The sequence below is a fragment of the Streptomyces sp. NPDC060000 genome, from assembly GCF_042737375.1.
Lineage (GTDB): Bacteria > Actinomycetota > Actinomycetes > Streptomycetales > Streptomycetaceae > Streptomyces.
The window spans coordinates 64,119-80,633 of the sequence record NZ_JBHWUU010000022.1; the positions used below are offsets into that span (position 1 = coordinate 64,119).

At 69.7% G+C, this 16,515-nt stretch carries 13 protein-coding genes and 1 pseudogene; 7 read left to right on the plus strand and 7 right to left on the minus strand.

The features are described from left to right. Positions 1-121: 121 nt before the first annotated feature. Both ACFWBB_RS14385 and ACFWBB_RS14390 read right to left on the minus strand, forming a co-directional pair. Complete coding sequence (locus ACFWBB_RS14385) at positions 122-322, minus strand: DUF397 domain-containing protein (protein WP_385270762.1); 201 nt, start codon at positions 320-322, stop codon at positions 122-124. Further along, positions 322-1,167: a helix-turn-helix domain-containing protein gene (locus ACFWBB_RS14390; protein WP_385270765.1), complete on the minus strand. Its 846-nt coding sequence runs from the start codon at positions 1,165-1,167 to the stop codon at positions 322-324. Before ACFWBB_RS14390 ends, ACFWBB_RS14385 begins: the two co-directional genes overlap by 1 nt. A gap of 204 nt (positions 1,168-1,371) precedes the next feature. Here ACFWBB_RS14390 and ACFWBB_RS14395 point away from each other — a divergent pair, with 204 nt between their 5' ends. Next, positions 1,372-2,031 (plus strand): ATP-binding protein, encoded by a 660-nt coding sequence (locus ACFWBB_RS14395; RefSeq protein ID WP_385270862.1) that lies wholly within the window; start codon positions 1,372-1,374, stop codon positions 2,029-2,031. Positions 2,032-2,044: 13 nt separating this feature from the next. On the opposite strand, the gene ACFWBB_RS14400 is transcribed toward ACFWBB_RS14395, so the two are convergent. From ACFWBB_RS14400 to ACFWBB_RS14410, 3 genes and pseudogenes are all read right to left on the minus strand, one after another. Beyond that, positions 2,045-5,218: a DUF3427 domain-containing protein gene (locus ACFWBB_RS14400; protein WP_385270768.1), complete on the minus strand. Its 3,174-nt coding sequence runs from the start codon at positions 5,216-5,218 to the stop codon at positions 2,045-2,047. A gap of 179 nt (positions 5,219-5,397) precedes the next feature. Beyond that, positions 5,398-6,414: an SEC-C domain-containing protein gene (locus ACFWBB_RS14405; protein WP_385270771.1), complete on the minus strand. Its 1,017-nt coding sequence runs from the start codon at positions 6,412-6,414 to the stop codon at positions 5,398-5,400. A 142-nt stretch (positions 6,415-6,556) separates the two neighbouring features. Continuing rightward, positions 6,557-8,032: pseudogene (locus ACFWBB_RS14410) on the minus strand (glycoside hydrolase). Between the two features lie 286 nt (positions 8,033-8,318). On the opposite strand from ACFWBB_RS14410, the gene ACFWBB_RS14415 reads away from it, so the two are divergent. The 4 genes from ACFWBB_RS14415 (at position 8,319) to ACFWBB_RS14430 (ending at position 11,498) form a co-directional block, all read left to right on the plus strand. Beyond that, on the plus strand, positions 8,319-9,170 hold the full coding sequence (locus tag ACFWBB_RS14415) for a class E sortase (RefSeq protein WP_385270774.1): 852 nt from the start codon (positions 8,319-8,321) through the stop codon (positions 9,168-9,170). Between the two features lie 212 nt (positions 9,171-9,382). After that, positions 9,383-9,694 (plus strand): DUF6412 domain-containing protein, encoded by a 312-nt coding sequence (locus tag ACFWBB_RS14420; protein ID WP_385270777.1) that lies wholly within the window; start codon positions 9,383-9,385, stop codon positions 9,692-9,694. A gap of 100 nt (positions 9,695-9,794) precedes the next feature. After that, entirely contained in the window at positions 9,795-10,520 is a 726-nt protein-coding gene (locus ACFWBB_RS14425; RefSeq protein WP_385270780.1) for a YidC/Oxa1 family membrane protein insertase, read from the plus strand. A 120-nt stretch (positions 10,521-10,640) separates the two neighbouring features. Further along, positions 10,641-11,498, plus strand: coding sequence for a fumarylacetoacetate hydrolase family protein (locus ACFWBB_RS14430; RefSeq protein WP_385270783.1), 858 nt, complete (start codon positions 10,641-10,643; stop codon positions 11,496-11,498). 117 nt (positions 11,499-11,615) lie between these two features. Here ACFWBB_RS14430 and ACFWBB_RS14435 read toward each other — a convergent pair whose 3' ends face one another. Next, positions 11,616-12,125 carry a heme-degrading domain-containing protein gene (locus ACFWBB_RS14435; RefSeq protein ID WP_385270786.1) on the minus strand — a complete coding sequence of 170 codons (510 nt, stop codon included), beginning with the start codon at positions 12,123-12,125 and terminating at the stop codon, positions 11,616-11,618. Beyond that, positions 12,125-13,294: a Gfo/Idh/MocA family oxidoreductase gene (locus ACFWBB_RS14440; RefSeq protein ID WP_385270789.1), complete on the minus strand. Its 1,170-nt coding sequence runs from the start codon at positions 13,292-13,294 to the stop codon at positions 12,125-12,127. Before ACFWBB_RS14440 ends, ACFWBB_RS14435 begins: the two co-directional genes overlap by 1 nt. Positions 13,295-13,746: 452 nt before the next feature. Between ACFWBB_RS14440 and ACFWBB_RS14445 the strand changes: the two genes are divergently transcribed. Then, entirely contained in the window at positions 13,747-14,820 is a 1,074-nt protein-coding gene (locus ACFWBB_RS14445) for an ROK family protein (protein ID WP_385270792.1), read from the plus strand. 600 nt (positions 14,821-15,420) lie between these two features. Next, positions 15,421-16,404: a hypothetical protein gene (locus ACFWBB_RS14450; protein WP_385270865.1), complete on the plus strand. Its 984-nt coding sequence runs from the start codon at positions 15,421-15,423 to the stop codon at positions 16,402-16,404. Positions 16,405-16,515 lie beyond the last annotated feature (111 nt).

Sequence of the window (16,515 nt, forward strand, 5' to 3'; positions counted from 1 at the left end):
CGTGCGGGACCTTGTCCAACATCCACCTCTGCGCCTCTCAAGTCTGGCGTAAGGCTTGCGGGTCTGATGGGGAGGACGTGGCGAGAGCCGGAGCGGCATGCGTCCTCCCCGGACGGCCTCGTCACTCGTCCAGTTCTCCCCGCCGAAGCGCGTCCACAAAGAAGTCCCAAGTCTGATGCTGGACAGCTACGACAGGTCCGCTCTCCTGCTTGGAGTCACGTACAAGAGTGCTACTCCCGCCTAGCGCACACTCCACGCACTCAGTCCCACTGCCGCCGCTGTAGGAGGACTTGAACCATTCGTACGGGGAGAGCGAGGTCATCAGGACTCCTTGCTTATGCGGTCGACGATCTCTGCTGAAGACTCCAGGTCGAGTGCCTGTGCGCAGAGGTACTCGAACGCCAACCTATAGCGCTCCAGTTCTTGTGGCTTCTCCATAAAGAGCCCACCGCCGATCAAGTCCACGTAGGCCACATCCAACTCCCGGATCGGGCCTCGCAGGACGGCGAAGCTCCCGACCGCGGCTGCGTGTGCCCCTTTGGCGAAGGGCAGTACCTGGACCGTCACATGGGGGCGTTGAGACACCGTGAGCAGATGGCTGAGTTGCTCCTGCATGACGCCGTTGCCGCCCACCCGGCGTCGTAGCGCTGCCTCATCGATCACGCACCAGAGGTGGGGCGGCTCCTCTCGATCCAGGAGTTCCTGCCGCTTCATGCGAATGTCGACCATGTGCTGGACCTCCCGCTCTGAGCACTGCACCTCTGAGGCCCGGTGTACGGCCTCGGCGTAGGCGCGTGTCTGGAGGAGCCCAGGGATGTACATGCAGGCGTAGTGGTCCTCGCGGACGACCTCGTCTTCGAGTGTCAGCATGAGATTCATCGACTCGGGGATGGGGTCGGCGAGTGAGCGCCACCAACCCTGGATCTTGGATCCCTTGGCGAGTTCGACTAGGGCGAGCCGCTCTTCGTCAGATGCGTCGTATTCGCGGCACAGGGCGTCGACCGCTGGCCACTTGACGGTGCCCTCCTTGGTCTCGTAGCGGCTCAGAGTCGCCTTGGAGATGCCCACGTATGAGCCTGCCTCCTCCAGGGTTAGGCCTTTGGCCTCACGGAGGCGGCGCAGATCCGCGCCGAGCTGGCGCCTGCGGGTAGTGGGTCCAACTGCCATGTTCAAGGCCCTTCGTGCTGATCCGTTAGATGGTGCGTGTCTTCAGTGCGCGAGGACAAGACAGCGTGCGCTGGGGGCGTGCTTACCAGTCTCGCGCTCCTCTTTCCTCGTAATGAGAGTTCCATTTTGAGAGTTTCAATGCAACTCTCGGTGTGTAATCAGTTGCAAGGAGCGACTGGAGTCGTGTGGGAAGGACTTGCCGTGATGCACAACGACCTGCGCACGCACAGGAAGCCGTGGAGCCTCGCCTTCGTGGCGGAGCCCAAGGAGGTGGCCGTCCTCCGCCGGTTGATGCGGCTTCACTTGAACCTGTGGGGGCTGCCCGAAGTGGTCGGGGATGCTCAACTCTGCGTGACCGAGTTGGTTTCCAACGTCATCACGCACGTGGGCACGGGGACGCCGACCACCCTCGCGGTCTCGATGAATGGCGCTCACCTGCGAATCGAGATCCAGGACCCGGACACTCGCGCCCTCCCCACCCTGCTCCAGTCGGGAGTTGACTCCGAGGGCGGTCGCGGAATGGCCCTCGTCGACGCCACTGCCGTGCGCTGGGGCGTCGAACTTCACGGGGATCGGAAGGTGACGTGGTGCGAGTTGGCGCCGGTGGCGGACTTGCCCGTCTCGATGCATGACAGCCCGCGCTTGAGCAGAGCCGAAGGGCTGTTGGAGCTCTACAGGGCGGAGGTGCCGTCGAGCGCGGCGAATGCAGGCTCGCACCGGCTGAGCTTGGCCCGCGCGGAGGAAGCGGCGATTGCCATCATCACCGACCTCCTCCTCTGGCTTCACGGGCGCGGCCGTGACGCGGACGAGCTCCTGGACCGAGCCCAGACGCACTTTGAGGCAGAAGCCCGCACCTCTGCATAGTCAGAAGTCTGGGTCAGCTTGTGATGGAGGCGTACGAGCTCACATCGGCAGGAAGCTCTGAGTGCAGATCCCACGTGATCGCCATGGGTTTGCTGCCGGTGTGCCCCGCGTAGGTGGCCGGCCCAAGGAGCATCCATGGCTCGGCCTTACCGATGCTGTTGCGCTTGTAGCGCCGCAGGAAGAGCAGGACGTGGCTCCCCTGCTGGGCGTGTTGCTGGTACCGCAGACCAGTCGCGGAGTTTTCCGGAGTGGTGCTTTGCGACTCCCAGTGGAAGCGGGCCGGGCTGAGTGCGTAGTCCTTGTAGCGGACTGTGGGCGAGAAGTCGCGCTCACTCTTCTCCAAGGTGATCAGTAGAGCGTCGGTCTTGAACTCCTCCACCCAACGCACTCCTTGTCCGAAGTCTCGCGGCATCTGGCCACCCAGTTGGGCAACTCCCAGTGCCGAGAGGATCTCGGATCGGTTGTAGGAGCTGTGGATCTTCAACGGGATGGGGGCCAGCGGACCTTCCAACGGGAGGGGGAAGTGGTCAGCCTCTTCAAGGGCGTACGAGAGGACCTGCTCCAGTTCGTCACGCAACACCGGCTGGGCGTGCAGCGATTCAAGCCCCTGGCGGTAGCTGGAGAAACCACCAGCGTTGTCCCACAGGTTGAAGAAGAGCATGCGGGCGTACGCCTGCTCCTTCACTGACAGAGAGTCGTAGTCGGGGGCGTCATTTGCGAGCAGCCGTAGATACGCGTGGATTCGGTCCGGGTCGTCGACGTGCAGGAAGGCGTGGACACGCTTGAGAAGCTCGGCCTCGCCCGACGGCGCCTTCTCGCGGATGAAGCCGGCCTTACGCAGCACCTTGGTCCAGGAGTTGTCGCTCTTGTAGAGCTCCTGGATATCGCGTCGGCTCTCGCGAAGGTAGTCGGCCAACCTCGGGGTGCTGTAGTCCCTCGCCTCCTTGGCCAACGTGGTGATGGTGGCCTTGAGCTGGGTGCGGATGTTGTCGAGGACCAGGTCCTTCGACTTGCCCTCCAGGATGATCTGGCAGCCAGACGGCAACTGCGGGAAGTCCTGCTTGATGCTGTCGACGAGGCGGTTGCGTGAGAGGTTGGTCAGAGCTCGGAACTGCTCTTCGAAGCGAAACTCGGCTCGATGCTGACCGATGAAGTCGAGCACGGTCAGGACAGGCTTGTTCGGAGTACGGCGCAGACCACGCCCGAGCTGCTGGAGGAAGACGGTCGCGCTGTTGGTGGGGCGCAGAAGCAGAAGCGTGTCGACGTCGGGGATGTCCAGACCCTCGTTGAACAGGTCAACGGAGAAGATCACCTGGATCCGACCTGCTTTGAGATCGTCAAGCGTCTGTTGGCGCACCTCGGGCCTGGAGTCACTGTCGAGTGCCGCTGCTTGGAATCCCGCTCGGCGGAAGCACTCCGCCATGAAGTGCGCGTGGTCCTTGGTTACGCAGAATCCCAGCGCACGCATGGCGGCGGGGGACGAGATCTTGTCCTCGACCTGTTTGATGACGATGCGCGCCCGAGCCTCGTCAGCCGTGTAGAGGCGGCCGAGCTGATTCCGGTCATAGACGCCGGAACGCCAGTCGAGGCGGGTTAGATCCGTGCCGTCGGGCAGCCCGAAGTAGTGGAAGGGACAGAGGAGATCGTTTTCCAGGGCCTCCCAGAGCCGTAGCTCGGCGGCGATCCGTCCGTTGAAAAACTCGTCCTGCACATTGCGCCCGTCCATCCGCTCCGGGGTTGCCGTGAGGCCCAGGAGCTCAACCGGCTTGAAGTGCTCGATGACCCGTCTGTACGTCTCAGCGGTGGCGTGGTGGAACTCGTCGATGACGATGACGTCGAAGTGCTCGGGGTCGAGTTGCTCCAGACGCTGGAGGTTGAGCGACTGGACGCTGGCGAAGACGTGTGTCCAGTCGCGTGGTTCCTTGCCACTGTGGAGAAGCTCGCCGAAGGAGGCGTTGTCGAGCACCTCTCGGTAGGTCCGGAGGGACTGATCCAGAATCTCCTTGCGGTGGGCGACGAAGAGGAGGCGGGGGAGGCGCCCCCCGCGTGCGTCGCGCATGTTTCGGTAGTCCAGTGCTGCCATGACGGTCTTGCCTGTCCCCGTCGCCGCCACGAGGAGATTCCGATTGCGGCCACGAATGTCGCGCTCAACGCGGAGGCGTTCCAGCATGTCCTTCTGGTGCGGGAGGGGATGCACCTCAAGACCAGAGAGGCTGATCTTGATTTCTCCGGCAGGCCCGGTACCGCCCGCCCGGGCGAGCGCCTCAGCGAGTCGCTCACCATCGCGATCGGGGTCGTACGCCTCGAAGGCCGTGTCGGCCCAGTACGCGTCAAAGGTCGCCTCGAACTTGTCGAGCACCCTGGGAGTGGCGACCGAGGACAGTCGTACGTTCCACTCCAAGCCATCGAGCAAGGCAGCCTTCGACAGGTTGGAGCTGCCCACATACGCCGTGTCGAAGCCCGTGTTACGGCGGAACAGCCAGGCCTTGGCATGCAGACGCGTCGATCTGATCTCGTAGTTGACCTTGACCTCCGCGCCGAACTCACGCACCAACCTGTCCAAGGCGCGCCGATCGGTGGCGCCGATGTAGGTGGTCGTGATGACCCGGATGGGGACGCCACGTTCCTTGGCCGCACGGAGCGAGTCCTCAAGAACCCTTATCCCGTACCACTTGACGAACGCGCAGAGCAGATCGATGCGGTCGGCGGTGGCGAGCTCTGCCCGCAACTCCGCACCCAAGCTCGGATCGTCCGGTGCATTGGTGATCAGCGCCGTCTCGGACAGGGGAGTTAGGGGCCTGATGGCGTAGACGCCCGGAGCTTCCTGCTCGGCCAGGGCGAGGAGCTGGCGGGGACCATCGACGATGGCGGTTCCGGCCGCGTCCACGTCCGGATCCGGCACGCTACTGACCAGGGACTGCATGATCTGGTTGGCCGCGGCCACTTGCTTGTCATGGGGCAGCTGACTCAGCCGCCGCCCCACGGCCTCACCGATGTAGCGCGCCAGAACGTGCGGCGAGGACTCGGCGCTGACCTCCGTGTGGATCGGCTTCCAACCGGCGGCGTTCAGCTGCTCGATCTGTGCCTGCATGCCTTCGGTGATGAGCTCCTCGTACACACCTGCGACAGGTTGTGACAGATCTCCAGGCTGAGCCACGCTGGTCCCCTCGATCGCTTCTTGCCCCATGAACAGTTCTAACAGGGGCTACTGACACAAGAGGGTTGAGTACTCGGACGCGGACGCTACCCGGTCGGCCGCGCCGGCACTTTGGACCGACATCGCTCCCCTTGTCACCTTCCTCCTCTCCGGCGGTTACTTCTTCGTCGCCGAAGAGGAGATTCCTGTGGACGGGGCCCGCTCCCCTGTTATGCCCTCGACCCGTGGCACCCTTCGTACTGCCTACCCGACCCGCACCAGCACCCCGCCCCCCGCTCCGGCGGCCACCTCACGGCCCGCCCCCGCGCCGCCAACGTCGTCGCGTACTGCGGTAGCAGGTCCGTGTCTGCCGGGGACGTGCCCTCTGAGGCTGCGAAGGCCTCGTAGGAAGGCACCGTGCCGGTCACGATGCCGAGGTTGGGCGTGCCCGAGGCGGACAGTTCGCGCAGGGATGCCTCTATGCCGGCCAAGTGCTCCTCGTGGGACGGGTACTCCTCCGTCAGCGACGGGTACGCGGCCACCAGTTCCGCCAGTTCGGCCTTCGGCCAGTGCAGGACCGCGACCGGGAACGGGCGGGACAGTTCCTCGCGGTAGGTGCCGAGCTCGGCGCGAAGTCGGGAGATCTCCGCCTGGAGCTCTGCCGGGTTGTCCGAGCCGAGGGACCAGACGCGCTTCGGGTCGTGGAGCTCGTCCAGGGAGACGGGGGACGAGTGGAGGGTGTCGGCGAGGACGTCCCAGTCGTCGTGGACCGCGCCCAGCATGCGGCGTACGCGGTGGCGGCCGAAGAGGAGGGGGTGGGAGGCGTGCGGGACCTCCGTCGTGTCAGCCAGGAGCAGGGTCACCCCCTCCGTGAAGGTCTTCTGCGCCGCCTCCAGCTCGTCGTGGGACTCCAGCGACTCCGCGACGATCACCCAGGGGGCCGGATCGCGGGGGGCCGCGGCCCGGATGCCGTCGATGATGGCTCGGGCCTCGGCCTCGTGGCCGTACTCCCACAGGTTGGAGGCCTTCAGGGCGCGGACCAGGTGGGGGGTGTCCAGCCCGCCCGGGGCCGACAGTAGGCGGTCGTAGAGGGTCGTCGCGGCGGGGCGGTCGCCGGCCAGTTCCAGGTGGGCCGCGGCCTGCAGCAGCAGGGCTTCCGCGTCCTCGGGATACAGGCCGGCGGTCCGCTCCAGGCGTGCCGCTTCGGCGGTGTGGTCGACGTTCTCGGCAGGCGTGTCGGGGCGCATGGTTGACACCGTAGCGCCGCCCGCTGACGAAAGAGAGATATCTGCAGGCCAGAGGGGCGGATTGCAGATCAGATTGGATCAGATCAGATCGGGGCCGACGCCGGACCCAACCGGCGCCCGCCCTCCGCGACGGCCTCCGCTCCTAGATCGTCACCCCGTCCACCTGAAGCGTCTGTACCGCGCCCGCCGCGAACGGCACGCTGATCGTCTTGCCGCTCAGGTAGGTGTCCGAGCGGGCCGTGTAGAGGTCGCCGGAGCCGCTCGTCACCGTGTTCCAGCGGGGGACCAGGCCCGACGAGCCACCCGTCACCGTCGTGAAGCGGGAGAGGTCGAAGGTCAGGGTCTGGGCCGAGGAGGAGGTGTTCGCGGCCACGATCACCAGGCGCTTCGCCGTCTTGTCGATCGCCGCCGCCGCATAGCTCACCCCCGTGTCGAGGATCGTCATGCCGGGGCGGATGTGGCGGCTGAACTGGGCCATCACGTAGTACTTCGTGGTGACCGCGCCCGCCGCCAGCGTGCTCGCGTCGTACGCGATCATCGCCCAGTTCGTCGACGGGTCCATGACCTGCCAGTAGACCCACGCCGTCGGGTGCAGCCAGCGGAAGTCGTAGAGCAGGTTGCTCGCCATGGTCAGGCCGGTGCCGTCGTTGTCGCCCGTCTCCGAGTTCCACAGCGCCTTGCCGGCCGTCGTCACCACGTCCGTGTAGAGCAGGTCGCGTCGGCCGCCCGAGCCCTGGTAGCCGTGGACGTTGACCCGGTTCACGTACCCCTTCGTCGTCGACGAGAAGGAGTTCCACGTGGTGCGGGCGAGGTCGTAGCTCGTCTCGTCCGACGCCGAGATCTTCGTCGCCGTCAGGCCGCGCTTGTCCAACTCGCTGCGCATGTAGGGGAGTACGGCCGACTGGACGGTCGCGTCCATGTGGCAGCCCTCCTGCGTGCCGGTCGCCGTCCACCAGGCCGACGACGGCTCGTTGAAGGGGTCGACCGTCGCGAAGTTCACGCCCCAGTTCGACTTCGCGTACAGCGCGACCGCCGCCAGGTGGGAGGCGTGCTGGCGGTAGTTCCAGGTCTGGAGGTTGTTGCCGCCGCCCGAGGCACCGGAGGGGTTGTGGTTCGAACACATCCACCACATGGGGGAGTTGGCGAACAACTCCGTCGTGGCGCCGCGAGACGTCGCCTTCTGGAGCATCGCGCGCTGGGCCGCGTCCGCCGTCCAGTCCCAGGCCGAGGAGGTGGGGTCCTCGTTGTTCCAGTCCTGCCAGTAGCCCTCGATCTGCTTGAACGCGGGGATGTTGGCGGAGGCCACCATGCCGGCGCCGCCGACCGTGTTCCAGCTGCACGCGCCCAGGTTGTAGCGGGCGATGTTGAGGCCGAGGCCGGGGAGGGTCTTGCCGTTGTAGGACACCGACTTGGTCGTGAAGAAGATGTCGGCGAAGTCGTCCCGGGCGCCGAAGACGTTCGCCCACCAGGCGAGGGAGGTGCCCCAGCCTTACCAAGTGCCGTACGTCGTAGACGGGTTGACGGAAATCGTCGCGTCGGCGTGGGCGGTGCCCGTCGAGAGGGCGCTTGTGAAGAGCGCGCCGCCCGTGGCCGCCAGCAGTGTCCTGCGTCGGATCATGACTTCTCCGCTTCCATGACAGCGAGACAGCGAGACAGCGAACGACCGCCGGTCGTCCCAACCGGCGTCGTCGGGTGCGTCAGTGCACTGGTGCGTGCGTGCGGTGCGTGCGTGTGGTGCGTGCGGTACGTGCGGTGCCTCAGTGCGTCACGAAGCATCGGGTGCGGCCCGTGGTGTTGTCGAGAGTTGTGACAGCCCTTTCTCAAACCTGTGGAGGAAGGGGAGGGGAGGGTTCGAGGGGGCGAACGGTCTGGAGACCTCGCCCCCCTCCGCCTATCGTGCCCGCGTGCGGATTCCCCTCGTACGGCGCGTTTCCCTCGTGCGGCGCGTTCCCCTCGTACAGCACAGCACCCGGCGGCGGCGCGCCCGGTACCGGCGGGTGCTCTGGAGCGGTGCCGAAGTCCTCGTCACCGCCGGGGTGTTGGTGCTGCTCCTCGTCGTGCATCAGCTGTGGTGGACCAACCGGGAGGCCAGGGACGGTGCCGAGCGACGGGTGGAGTCGTTGGAGCGGGAGTGGGGGAGCGCCGGTGGCGGCGGTACCGCGGGGGACGCCACCGGTGACCCCGCGGACGGAAGCGACTCCGGCTCCGGTGCGGGTTCCGGCGATGGCACCGGCTCCGATCGGGCCTCCGGGCAGCCGGGCACCGGAAGCGGGACGAGGTCGTCGTCCGAAGTGCCCCGCTCCTCCCAGGCCTACGCCGTGCTCCGCGTCCCGCGGCTCGGCCTGCGCGTCCCCGTCGCCGAGGGCACCAGTAAGCAGAAGGTGCTCAACAAGGGGTACGTCGGCCACTACGCCGGTACCCAACAGCCGGGGCAGGAGGGCAACTTCGCGGTGGCCGGGCACCGCAACACCCACGGCGAGCCCTTCCGGTACCTCAACCACCTCGAGAAGGGCGACAAGGTGGAGGTGGAGACCCGGAACGCGACCTACACGTATGTCGTCGACAAGATCCTTCCGCAGACCTCGCCCCGCGACTCGGGCGTCATCCGGCCCGTACCCCGGTCCCTCACCAAGCCCGCCTACGGGTACGACGCCCCCGGCCGCTACCTCACCCTCACCACCTGCACGCCCGAGTACACCTCCCGGTACCGCATGGTCGTGTGGGGGCTGCTGGTCGCGACGCTGCCCCGGCGGTAGGTCGTCCCCCGACACGCCGCTCGGTCGGCCACCCTCGGAAGACCCGTCCACGACCCTACGACCCCTCGGTGCCGGCGGGGCTCCACGAAGGCGAAGAGGCCGCTGGAACCGTTCGGGGCCGGTCAGGTATAACCGACACCAGACAAGCGGGTGAAGCAGACGCGAGAAGGCAGACGCGAGAAGGCAGACGCGAGAAGAGGGAGGGGGAGAGCGTGATCCGCAGCCGGTTCGTGCCGCGCCCCGCCCTCGTGCTGTTCCTCCTCTTCGTGGACGTCGTGCTCCTCGACGCGAGCAGCCTCCCGGCCGCCGTCGCGGTCGCCGCGACCGCCGCGGCCGGCTCCGCGCTCGCCGTCTGCACTCTCGTCGCCGCGCGCAGCGCCCCCGCCGTCCCGCCCACCCGGGTGCGCACGGCCATCAGGGACCGGGCCCGCCGTACGGCCTTCCTGCCGCAACGCGACCCCGACGCCTCCGGCCGCCCCCGCCCCAGGGCGCCCGGCCACGCCTTCCCGACGACCGTCGCGTAGGGCCGCTCAGCCAAGCAACACGTGGGTGCCCCGCGCGGGTCGTCATGCCGTCAGTCCCGTTCTCCTCGGCACGACGAGACCCCCGGAGGGCTCACCACCCATGTCCGTTTTCGCCAGCCTGGTCGAGCAGCTCGCCGACCTGCTCCATCCCCTGTTCGGCGCCACCGCCGCGGCCGCCGCCATCGTCCTGTTCACCGCACTCGTACGACTCCTCGTCCACCCCTTGTCCAGGGCGGCCGCCCGAGGACAGAAGGCCCGTACGGCGTTGCAGCCGAGGATCGCCGAGCTGCGCAGGAAGCACGCCAAGAACCCCGAGCGGCTCCAGCGGGCGGTGCTGGAACTGCACACCGAGGAGAAGGTGTCGCCGCTGTCGGGACTGCTGCCCAGCCTCTGCCAGTTGCCCGCCTTCTTCCTCCTCTACCACCTGTTCTCCAGCTCCTCGATCGGCGGCGGGGGCAACGGGCTGCTCAGCCACCGGCTGTTCGCCGCGCCACTCGGTGACCGCTGGACGGACGCGCTGGCCGGGGGCGGGATGTTCGGCGCGGCCGGGCTGGTCTACCTGGGGCTGTTCGCCGTCGTCGCGGCCGTCGCCTCCTTCAACTTCGTACGGGCGAAGCGGGTGCCGCTGCCCCAGGCCGGCATCGGCATCGGCACCGGCACCGGCACCGGTGAGGAGGTGCCCGGGCTCGGCGCGCTCACCAAGGTCATGCCGTTCCTGTCCTTCTTCACGCTGGTCACCGTGGCCGTCGTACCGCTGGCCGTCGCGCTGTACGTGATCACGAGCACGACGTGGAGCGCGCTCGAACGGGCCGTCCTGTACAGGTGACGGTCCAGTCCGTGAACGGGGGCTTGCGGACCCGATCGTGAGCTTGGAGGATCGACCAGTCCTCCGATGGCTGCACCCATCGGACGGGTGCGGCGCCCGCGATCGAGGGAGATAGTGACCATGAAGCTGCTGCGAGTCGGTACGGCGGGAACGGAGCGGCCCGCGCTGCTCGACCCCCAGGGGGTCCTCCGGGACCTCTCCGGGGTCGTCCCGGACATCGACGGGGCTCTGCTCGCCGACGACGTGGCACTCGGCCGGGTCCGCGCCGCCGCGGAGTCCGGGGAGCTGCCGGTGCTGGACGCGACCGGGCTGCGGACCGGGCCGCCGCTGGCCCGGATCGGCAAGATCGTGTGCATCGGGCTGAACTACCACGACCACGCCCGGGAGACCGGGGCCGAGCCGCCCTCGGAGCCCGTCGTCTTCTTCAAGGCGGCGGACACGGTCGTGGGGCCCTACGACACCGTCCTCGTGCCGCGCCGGTCCCTCAAGACCGACTGGGAGGTGGAGCTGGCGGTCGTCATCGGGCGTACGGCCCGCTACCTGGAGTCGGCGGAGGAAGGGCTCGCGCATGTCGCGGGGTACGCCGTCGCGCACGACGTGTCCGAGCGGGAGTTCCAGATCGAGCGGGGCGGGACCTGGGACAAGGGGAAGAACTGCGAGACGTTCAATCCGCTGGGCCCGTGGCTGGTGACGTCCGACGAGGTCGCCGACCCGCAGGACCTCTCCCTGAAACTCTGGGTCAACGGGGAGCTGAAGCAGAACGGGACCACGGCGGAGCAGATCTTCCCGGTGGGCGAGGTCGTCCGGTACGTCAGCCAGTTCATGACCCTGTACCCGGGGGACGTCATCAACACCGGGACGCCCGCGGGCGTCGCCATGGGCGAGCCGGAGCCCAAGCCGTACCTGCGGGCCGGGGACGTGGTGGAGCTGGAGATCGCGGGGCTCGGACGCCAGCGCCAGGAGTTCAAGGACGCGTAAGCGCTCCGCTGGGGGCGGGGAACCGGGGTCGGTTGTCGGCTGCGGGCCGGCTGTGGCTGATCGCGCAGTTCCCCGCGCCCCTTGGGCGCGTTTCACCCGCGCCCCTTCGGGCGGGTGTCAGCGCAGGTACTTCTCCAGGAACTGTTCCAGTACCTCCACCACGAAGCGGTGGTCCTCCAGTTGAGGGAGGCCCGAGACCGTCACCGCGCCGATGATGCCCACGCCCTCCACGTTGACGGGGAAGGAGCCGCCGTGGGCCGCGTACTCGTCCGGGTCCAGGCGGGAGGAGTCCTCGAACGTCGTGCCCTTGGCCCGGAAGCGGGAGCCCACCAGGTAGGAGGACGCGCCGAAGCGCTCCACCACCCGGCGCTTGCGGGCGATCCAGGCGTCGTTGTCGGGCGTCGAACCGGGCAGCGCCGCGTGGAACAGCTGCTGGCCGGCGCGGTGGATGTCGACGGCGACCGGCGCCTGGCGCTCGCGGGCCAGCTCCACCAGCAGTGAGCCGAGCTCCCACGCGTCGTCGTTCGTGAACTGGCGGAAGACCAGCCGTCGTTCCTGGGCCTGGAGTTCCTCCAGGGTCGGGGTGATCTCCGGGGTGAACTTCGGGGTCATCTGGTGGGTTCCCATCACAGCGTCACCGCCACCTTGTCTCGTGCCGAACGGCGGGCCGCCTCCAGTACGTCCAGGGCGGCGGCCGCCTCGGCGGCGGTCACCGGATCGGGGCCGCCGTCGATCAGTGCCCTGGCCACCGCAGCGTAGTAGGCCGGGTAGTCGCCGGGGAGGGTCTGTTCGGGTCGTCCGCCGCCGGTCAGCGGGGACTCCCCGGCGCCGACGCGGCCCCACAGCTCCTCGGGCTCGGTGCCCCAGCCGGGGGAGCCGTCGGGCCGCTCGCCCTCCCGCAGCGCCGCCTCCTGCGGGTCCAGGCCGTACTTCACATAGCCCGCCTCCGAGCCCAGCACCCGGAAGCGCGGGCCGAGCTGGGCCGTCGTCGCGGAGGCGTAGAGGTGGGAACGGACGCCGTTCGCGTGCGTCAGCGCGATGAAGGTGTCGTCGTCGGTCTCCGCGCCGGGCCGGCGGACGTCCGCCTCGGCGTAGACCGAGACCACCGGACCGAACAGGACCAGTGCCTGATCGACGAGGTGACTGCCGAGGTCGTAGAGGAGACCTCCGATCTCTGCGGGGTCGCCGGACTCCCGCCAGCCTCCCTTCGGCAGCGGCCGCCAGCGCTCGAACCGGGACTCGAAGCGCCGGACGTCGCCCAGCTCGCCCCCGTCCAGCAGCTTGCGCAGGGTCAGGAAGTCGTTGTCCCAGCGGCGGTTCTGGAAGACGGAGAGCAGCAGGCCGCGCTCCTCGGCGAGGGCGGCCAGCTCCCGTGCCTCGGCCGCGGTGCCGGCGACCGGCTTGTCGACGACGACCGGCAGGCCGGCCTTCAGGGCGGCGGTCGCGAGCGGGACGTGCGTCTTGTTCGGGGACGCGATGACGACCAGGTCCAGCTCGTCGGCCCGGGCGAGGAGCTCGTCCGGGGTGGCGGCGACGCGTACGTCCGGGAACTCGGCGCGGGCCTGCTCCTGCCGCCCGGGGTTCGAGGTGACCACCGTGTCGAGGACGAGGCCCTCGGTCGCGGCGATCAGCGGGGCGTGGAACACGGAGCCCGCGAGGCCGTAGCCGATCAGACCCACGCGGAGCGGGGTGCCAGCCGGGCGGGTGCGGGTGCGGGTGTCCGTGCCGGTGCCGGTGCTGGTGTCGGTCTTGGAGCCGGAGCCGGAGTCGGTCTCGCCAGTTGTACGTCCAGTCATGCGATCCACTTTGGCAACGCTGTTGCCAAAGTGCAAGCGCGGGAGAGAATGGCAACGTGAACAGGACGAACGGCGAAGCCGACCCGGACCGCACGCCGGTCGCCGAGGCGCGCGGCCAGGCGGATCGCGAGGCGGATGGCGAGGCGGATGGCGAGGCGGATCGGACGTCGGCTCGCACGGCGAGTCGCGCCGGGGGGCGCAAGGTCCGCACGCCGGGCGACGGGGGACCGGCCAGCCCGGCGGGCGACGGCGCACCGCCCCGTACGCCGGACGGCGGGGCGGGTCGCGCGGCGGATGGCCCGGCGGGTCGGGTGGCGAGTCGTTCGGGGGGTCGCACGGCCCGTACGCCGGGCGGCGCGGCGGGTGGGACGTCGGACGGCGCACCGGCCCGCACGCCGGACGGCGGCGCGGCGGGTCGGACGTCGGACCGTGCTGCGGGCCGCACGGCAGGCGTGAACCTGCTCGCCCTGCGCAGCCACAACACCGCGCTCGTGCTCGATCTGCTGCGCACCGCAGGGCCGGACGGCATCAGCAGGCTGGAGCTCGCCGAGCGCACCGCTCTCACCCCGCAGGCGGTCAGCAAGATCACCGCCCGGTTGCGGGGGGAGGGCCTGGCGGCCGAGGCGGGGCACCGTGCATCGACCGGCGGCAAGCCGCGCACGGTCCTGCGGCTGGTTCCCGAGGCGGGCCACGCGGTGGGCGTCCACCTCGACCGGGACGAGCTGAGGGTGGTGCTGGCCGACCTCGACGGGCGCGTGGTGGGGGAGCGCCGCGTCCCGCTGTCCCTGGGCGCGGGGACGGAGACGGTGCTGGGGGCGGTGGTGCGGGAGGTGACGGAGGTACTCGGCGGTGGTGTCGCGTCGACCCTGCTCGGTGTCGGGGTGGCGCTGCCCGGGCCCCTCGATCATGCCCGCGGGGTGCTGCACCGGGTCACCGGATTTCCCGAGTGGGACGGGTTCGAGCTGCGGGACGTGCTGGCGGCGCGGCTCGGCGTGCCGGTGGTCGTCGACAAGGACACCAACGCCGCCGCGCTCGGCCTCGCGGTCGGCGGCGAACGCGGCTCCTTCGCCTGTCTGTACCTCGGTACGGGTCTCGGCGCCGGCCTGGTGATCGGCGGGATCGTCCACCGGGGGGCCCGCACCGGCGCGGGGGAGTTCGGGCACCAGGTCATCCAGCTGGACGGGCCGCGCTGCCCCTGCGGCAACCGGGGCTGCGTCGAGGCGCTGTGCCTGGCGGCCATCGGCCGGGGGGACGTGGCCGGGGCGGCGCGGGTGCTCGGCGAGAGCGCCGCGAACCTGGCAGGGCTGCTCGACATCGACGCCGTGCTGCTGGGCGGCCGGACCATCACGGCCGCACCGGAGCCGTTCGTACGGGGGGTCGCCGCCGTCCTTGACGCCCGCGCACGCCGCGAGGGCGCACGGGAGGGCGCCGTACCGGTACGCCTCGCCCCGGGTGGGGCCCGGGCCGTCGCGGAGGGCGCGGCGCAACTGCTGCTGGCTCCGGTGTTCGGCCGCGGGGACGGCTGAGCCGAAGACGGGGCCGAGGGCCGGGCGCTTCTCCTCGTGGGGCGCCTGCTGAGCCGATGGCCGGGCCCACGGCCGGGCGTGTCCCCCGGCAGGAAGGGTTCCCGAGCCCGCCCGGGCCTACTCCCGAGCCCCCGGCCGGGCGCCTGCGCCGGACGACGGACTCGGCCGGGTCCACTCCCCACTGGCGGGCCTTCGGCCGGGTGCCTGGGCCCGAACGAGGGGCTTGGCCGGGGCCACCCGACTGGCGGGGCTTAACGGTGAGGGTGGTGACGGGTGCGGCCAGGATCGCGTCGGCTTGGCCGGGTGGCTGCGCCGGACGACGGACTCGGCCGGGTCCACTCCCCACTGGCGGGCCTCCGGCGGGTGCCTGGGCCCGAACCACTCCCCACTGGCGGGCCTTCGGCCGGGTGCCTGGGCCCGAACGAGGGGCTTGGCCGGGGCCATTCCCGGCTGGCGAGCCTTCGGCGGGTGCCTGGGCCCGAACGACGGACTCGGCCGGCGAACCTTCGGCCGGGTGCCTCCGCCGAATGAGGGGATTCGTACGGTCGTACGGTGTGCCGTTCCCGCTCGGGGCGTCCCTTCATTCAGGCTCACGTGTTCATGCGACTGTGCCCGCCTGCCTCCCTCTGCCTCGCCGTGGCCGCCGCCCTCCTCCCCGCGACCGCCCACGCGGAAGCCGGCCCGAGTTGTGCCCGGCCCGACGGCGCCGACTTCCCCCTCACCACCCGTCTGCGCGGGGGCCCGGCCTCCTACCGGGCCGGCGGCGGATACGGCGTCTGGTATCTCGATCTCACCAACACCACCCGCCGTACCTGCGACGAGATCCACCCGGTCGTCGTCCTGGTCGACGCCGGACGCACCCTGAAGCCGTCCCAGGCGCGTCTGGAGTTCTACGCCGACGGACAACCGCACCCGGTCCGCTTCGAACCCACCGACGACGACGAACTGGTCGGCGCGTTCACCGACGGACCCGCCGACGAGCCCACGGCACCGGAGCACGCCGATGGGCAGGCCGCACAGCGGGCCGACGGCGTCGACCGTTTCCGCGGCTTCACCGTGGGCCCCGGCCGGACCCTCACCGTCAAGCTGCGCCTCGCCCTCACCTCGGACACCGCGCCCAACGCCATCACCGCCAACGCGGCGATCGTCCAGCGGCACGGTGACGACGGCGACTGGATCGGGCAGTCGAACGACTACCGCTTCACCGTCGAGGCCGGCTCGGACCACGACACCGCCCCCGGCCCCAGCACCACCCCCGGGCCCGGCACCACCCCCGGCCCCAGCACCGCTCCCGAGTCCGACGCCACCCCCGAGTCCGACACCGCCCCCGGCCTCGACCCCACCGCATCCGCATCCGCATCCGCATCCGCACCCACGCCCTCGCCCGGCCCCGCCCACGCCGCCACTCCCGCCCCCGACGCCTCCGCCGCGGGCACCGGCCGCCTCTCCCTCGCCGACGAGGCCGAGGAGCTCGCCCGCACCGGCCTCACCTCACCCGCCGCTCTCGTCACCGGCACCGCCTGCCTGCTCGCCGCCGGAGCCGTCCTGCTGCTGGCCCGCCGGCTGACCCGTCGACGCCGTTGAGCCATGGTCGCGTCCCAGCCGGTGGACGCCTCGGAACCGGCCATTCCCTCAAGATCGGGCCTGTGCTTAGGCTGGGGCGCACGCAGCGACCGCGTGCAGGCGCAGCACCGC

Bases quoted from the DNA above. Each gene is read 5' to 3' on its own strand.
- ACFWBB_RS14450 (WP_385270865.1), top strand. From the start codon at position 15,421: ATGCGACTGTGCCCGCCTGCCTCCCTCTGCCTCGCCGTGGCCGCCGCC.
- ACFWBB_RS14385 (WP_385270762.1), bottom strand. From the start codon at position 322: ATGACCTCGCTCTCCCCGTACGAATGGTTCAAGTCCTCCTACAGCGGC.
- ACFWBB_RS14425 (WP_385270780.1), top strand. From the start codon at position 9,795: ATGTCCGTTTTCGCCAGCCTGGTCGAGCAGCTCGCCGACCTGCTCCAT.
- ACFWBB_RS14430 (WP_385270783.1), top strand. From the start codon at position 10,641: ATGAAGCTGCTGCGAGTCGGTACGGCGGGAACGGAGCGGCCCGCGCTG.
- ACFWBB_RS14395 (WP_385270862.1), top strand. From the start codon at position 1,372: ATGCACAACGACCTGCGCACGCACAGGAAGCCGTGGAGCCTCGCCTTC.
- ACFWBB_RS14390 (WP_385270765.1), bottom strand. From the start codon at position 1,167: ATGGCAGTTGGACCCACTACCCGCAGGCGCCAGCTCGGCGCGGATCTG.
- ACFWBB_RS14440 (WP_385270789.1), bottom strand. From the start codon at position 13,294: ATGACTGGACGTACAACTGGCGAGACCGACTCCGGCTCCGGCTCCAAG.
- ACFWBB_RS14435 (WP_385270786.1), bottom strand. From the start codon at position 12,125: ATGGGAACCCACCAGATGACCCCGAAGTTCACCCCGGAGATCACCCCG.
- ACFWBB_RS14400 (WP_385270768.1), bottom strand. From the start codon at position 5,218: ATGGGGCAAGAAGCGATCGAGGGGACCAGCGTGGCTCAGCCTGGAGAT.
- ACFWBB_RS14405 (WP_385270771.1), bottom strand. From the start codon at position 6,414: ATGCGCCCCGACACGCCTGCCGAGAACGTCGACCACACCGCCGAAGCG.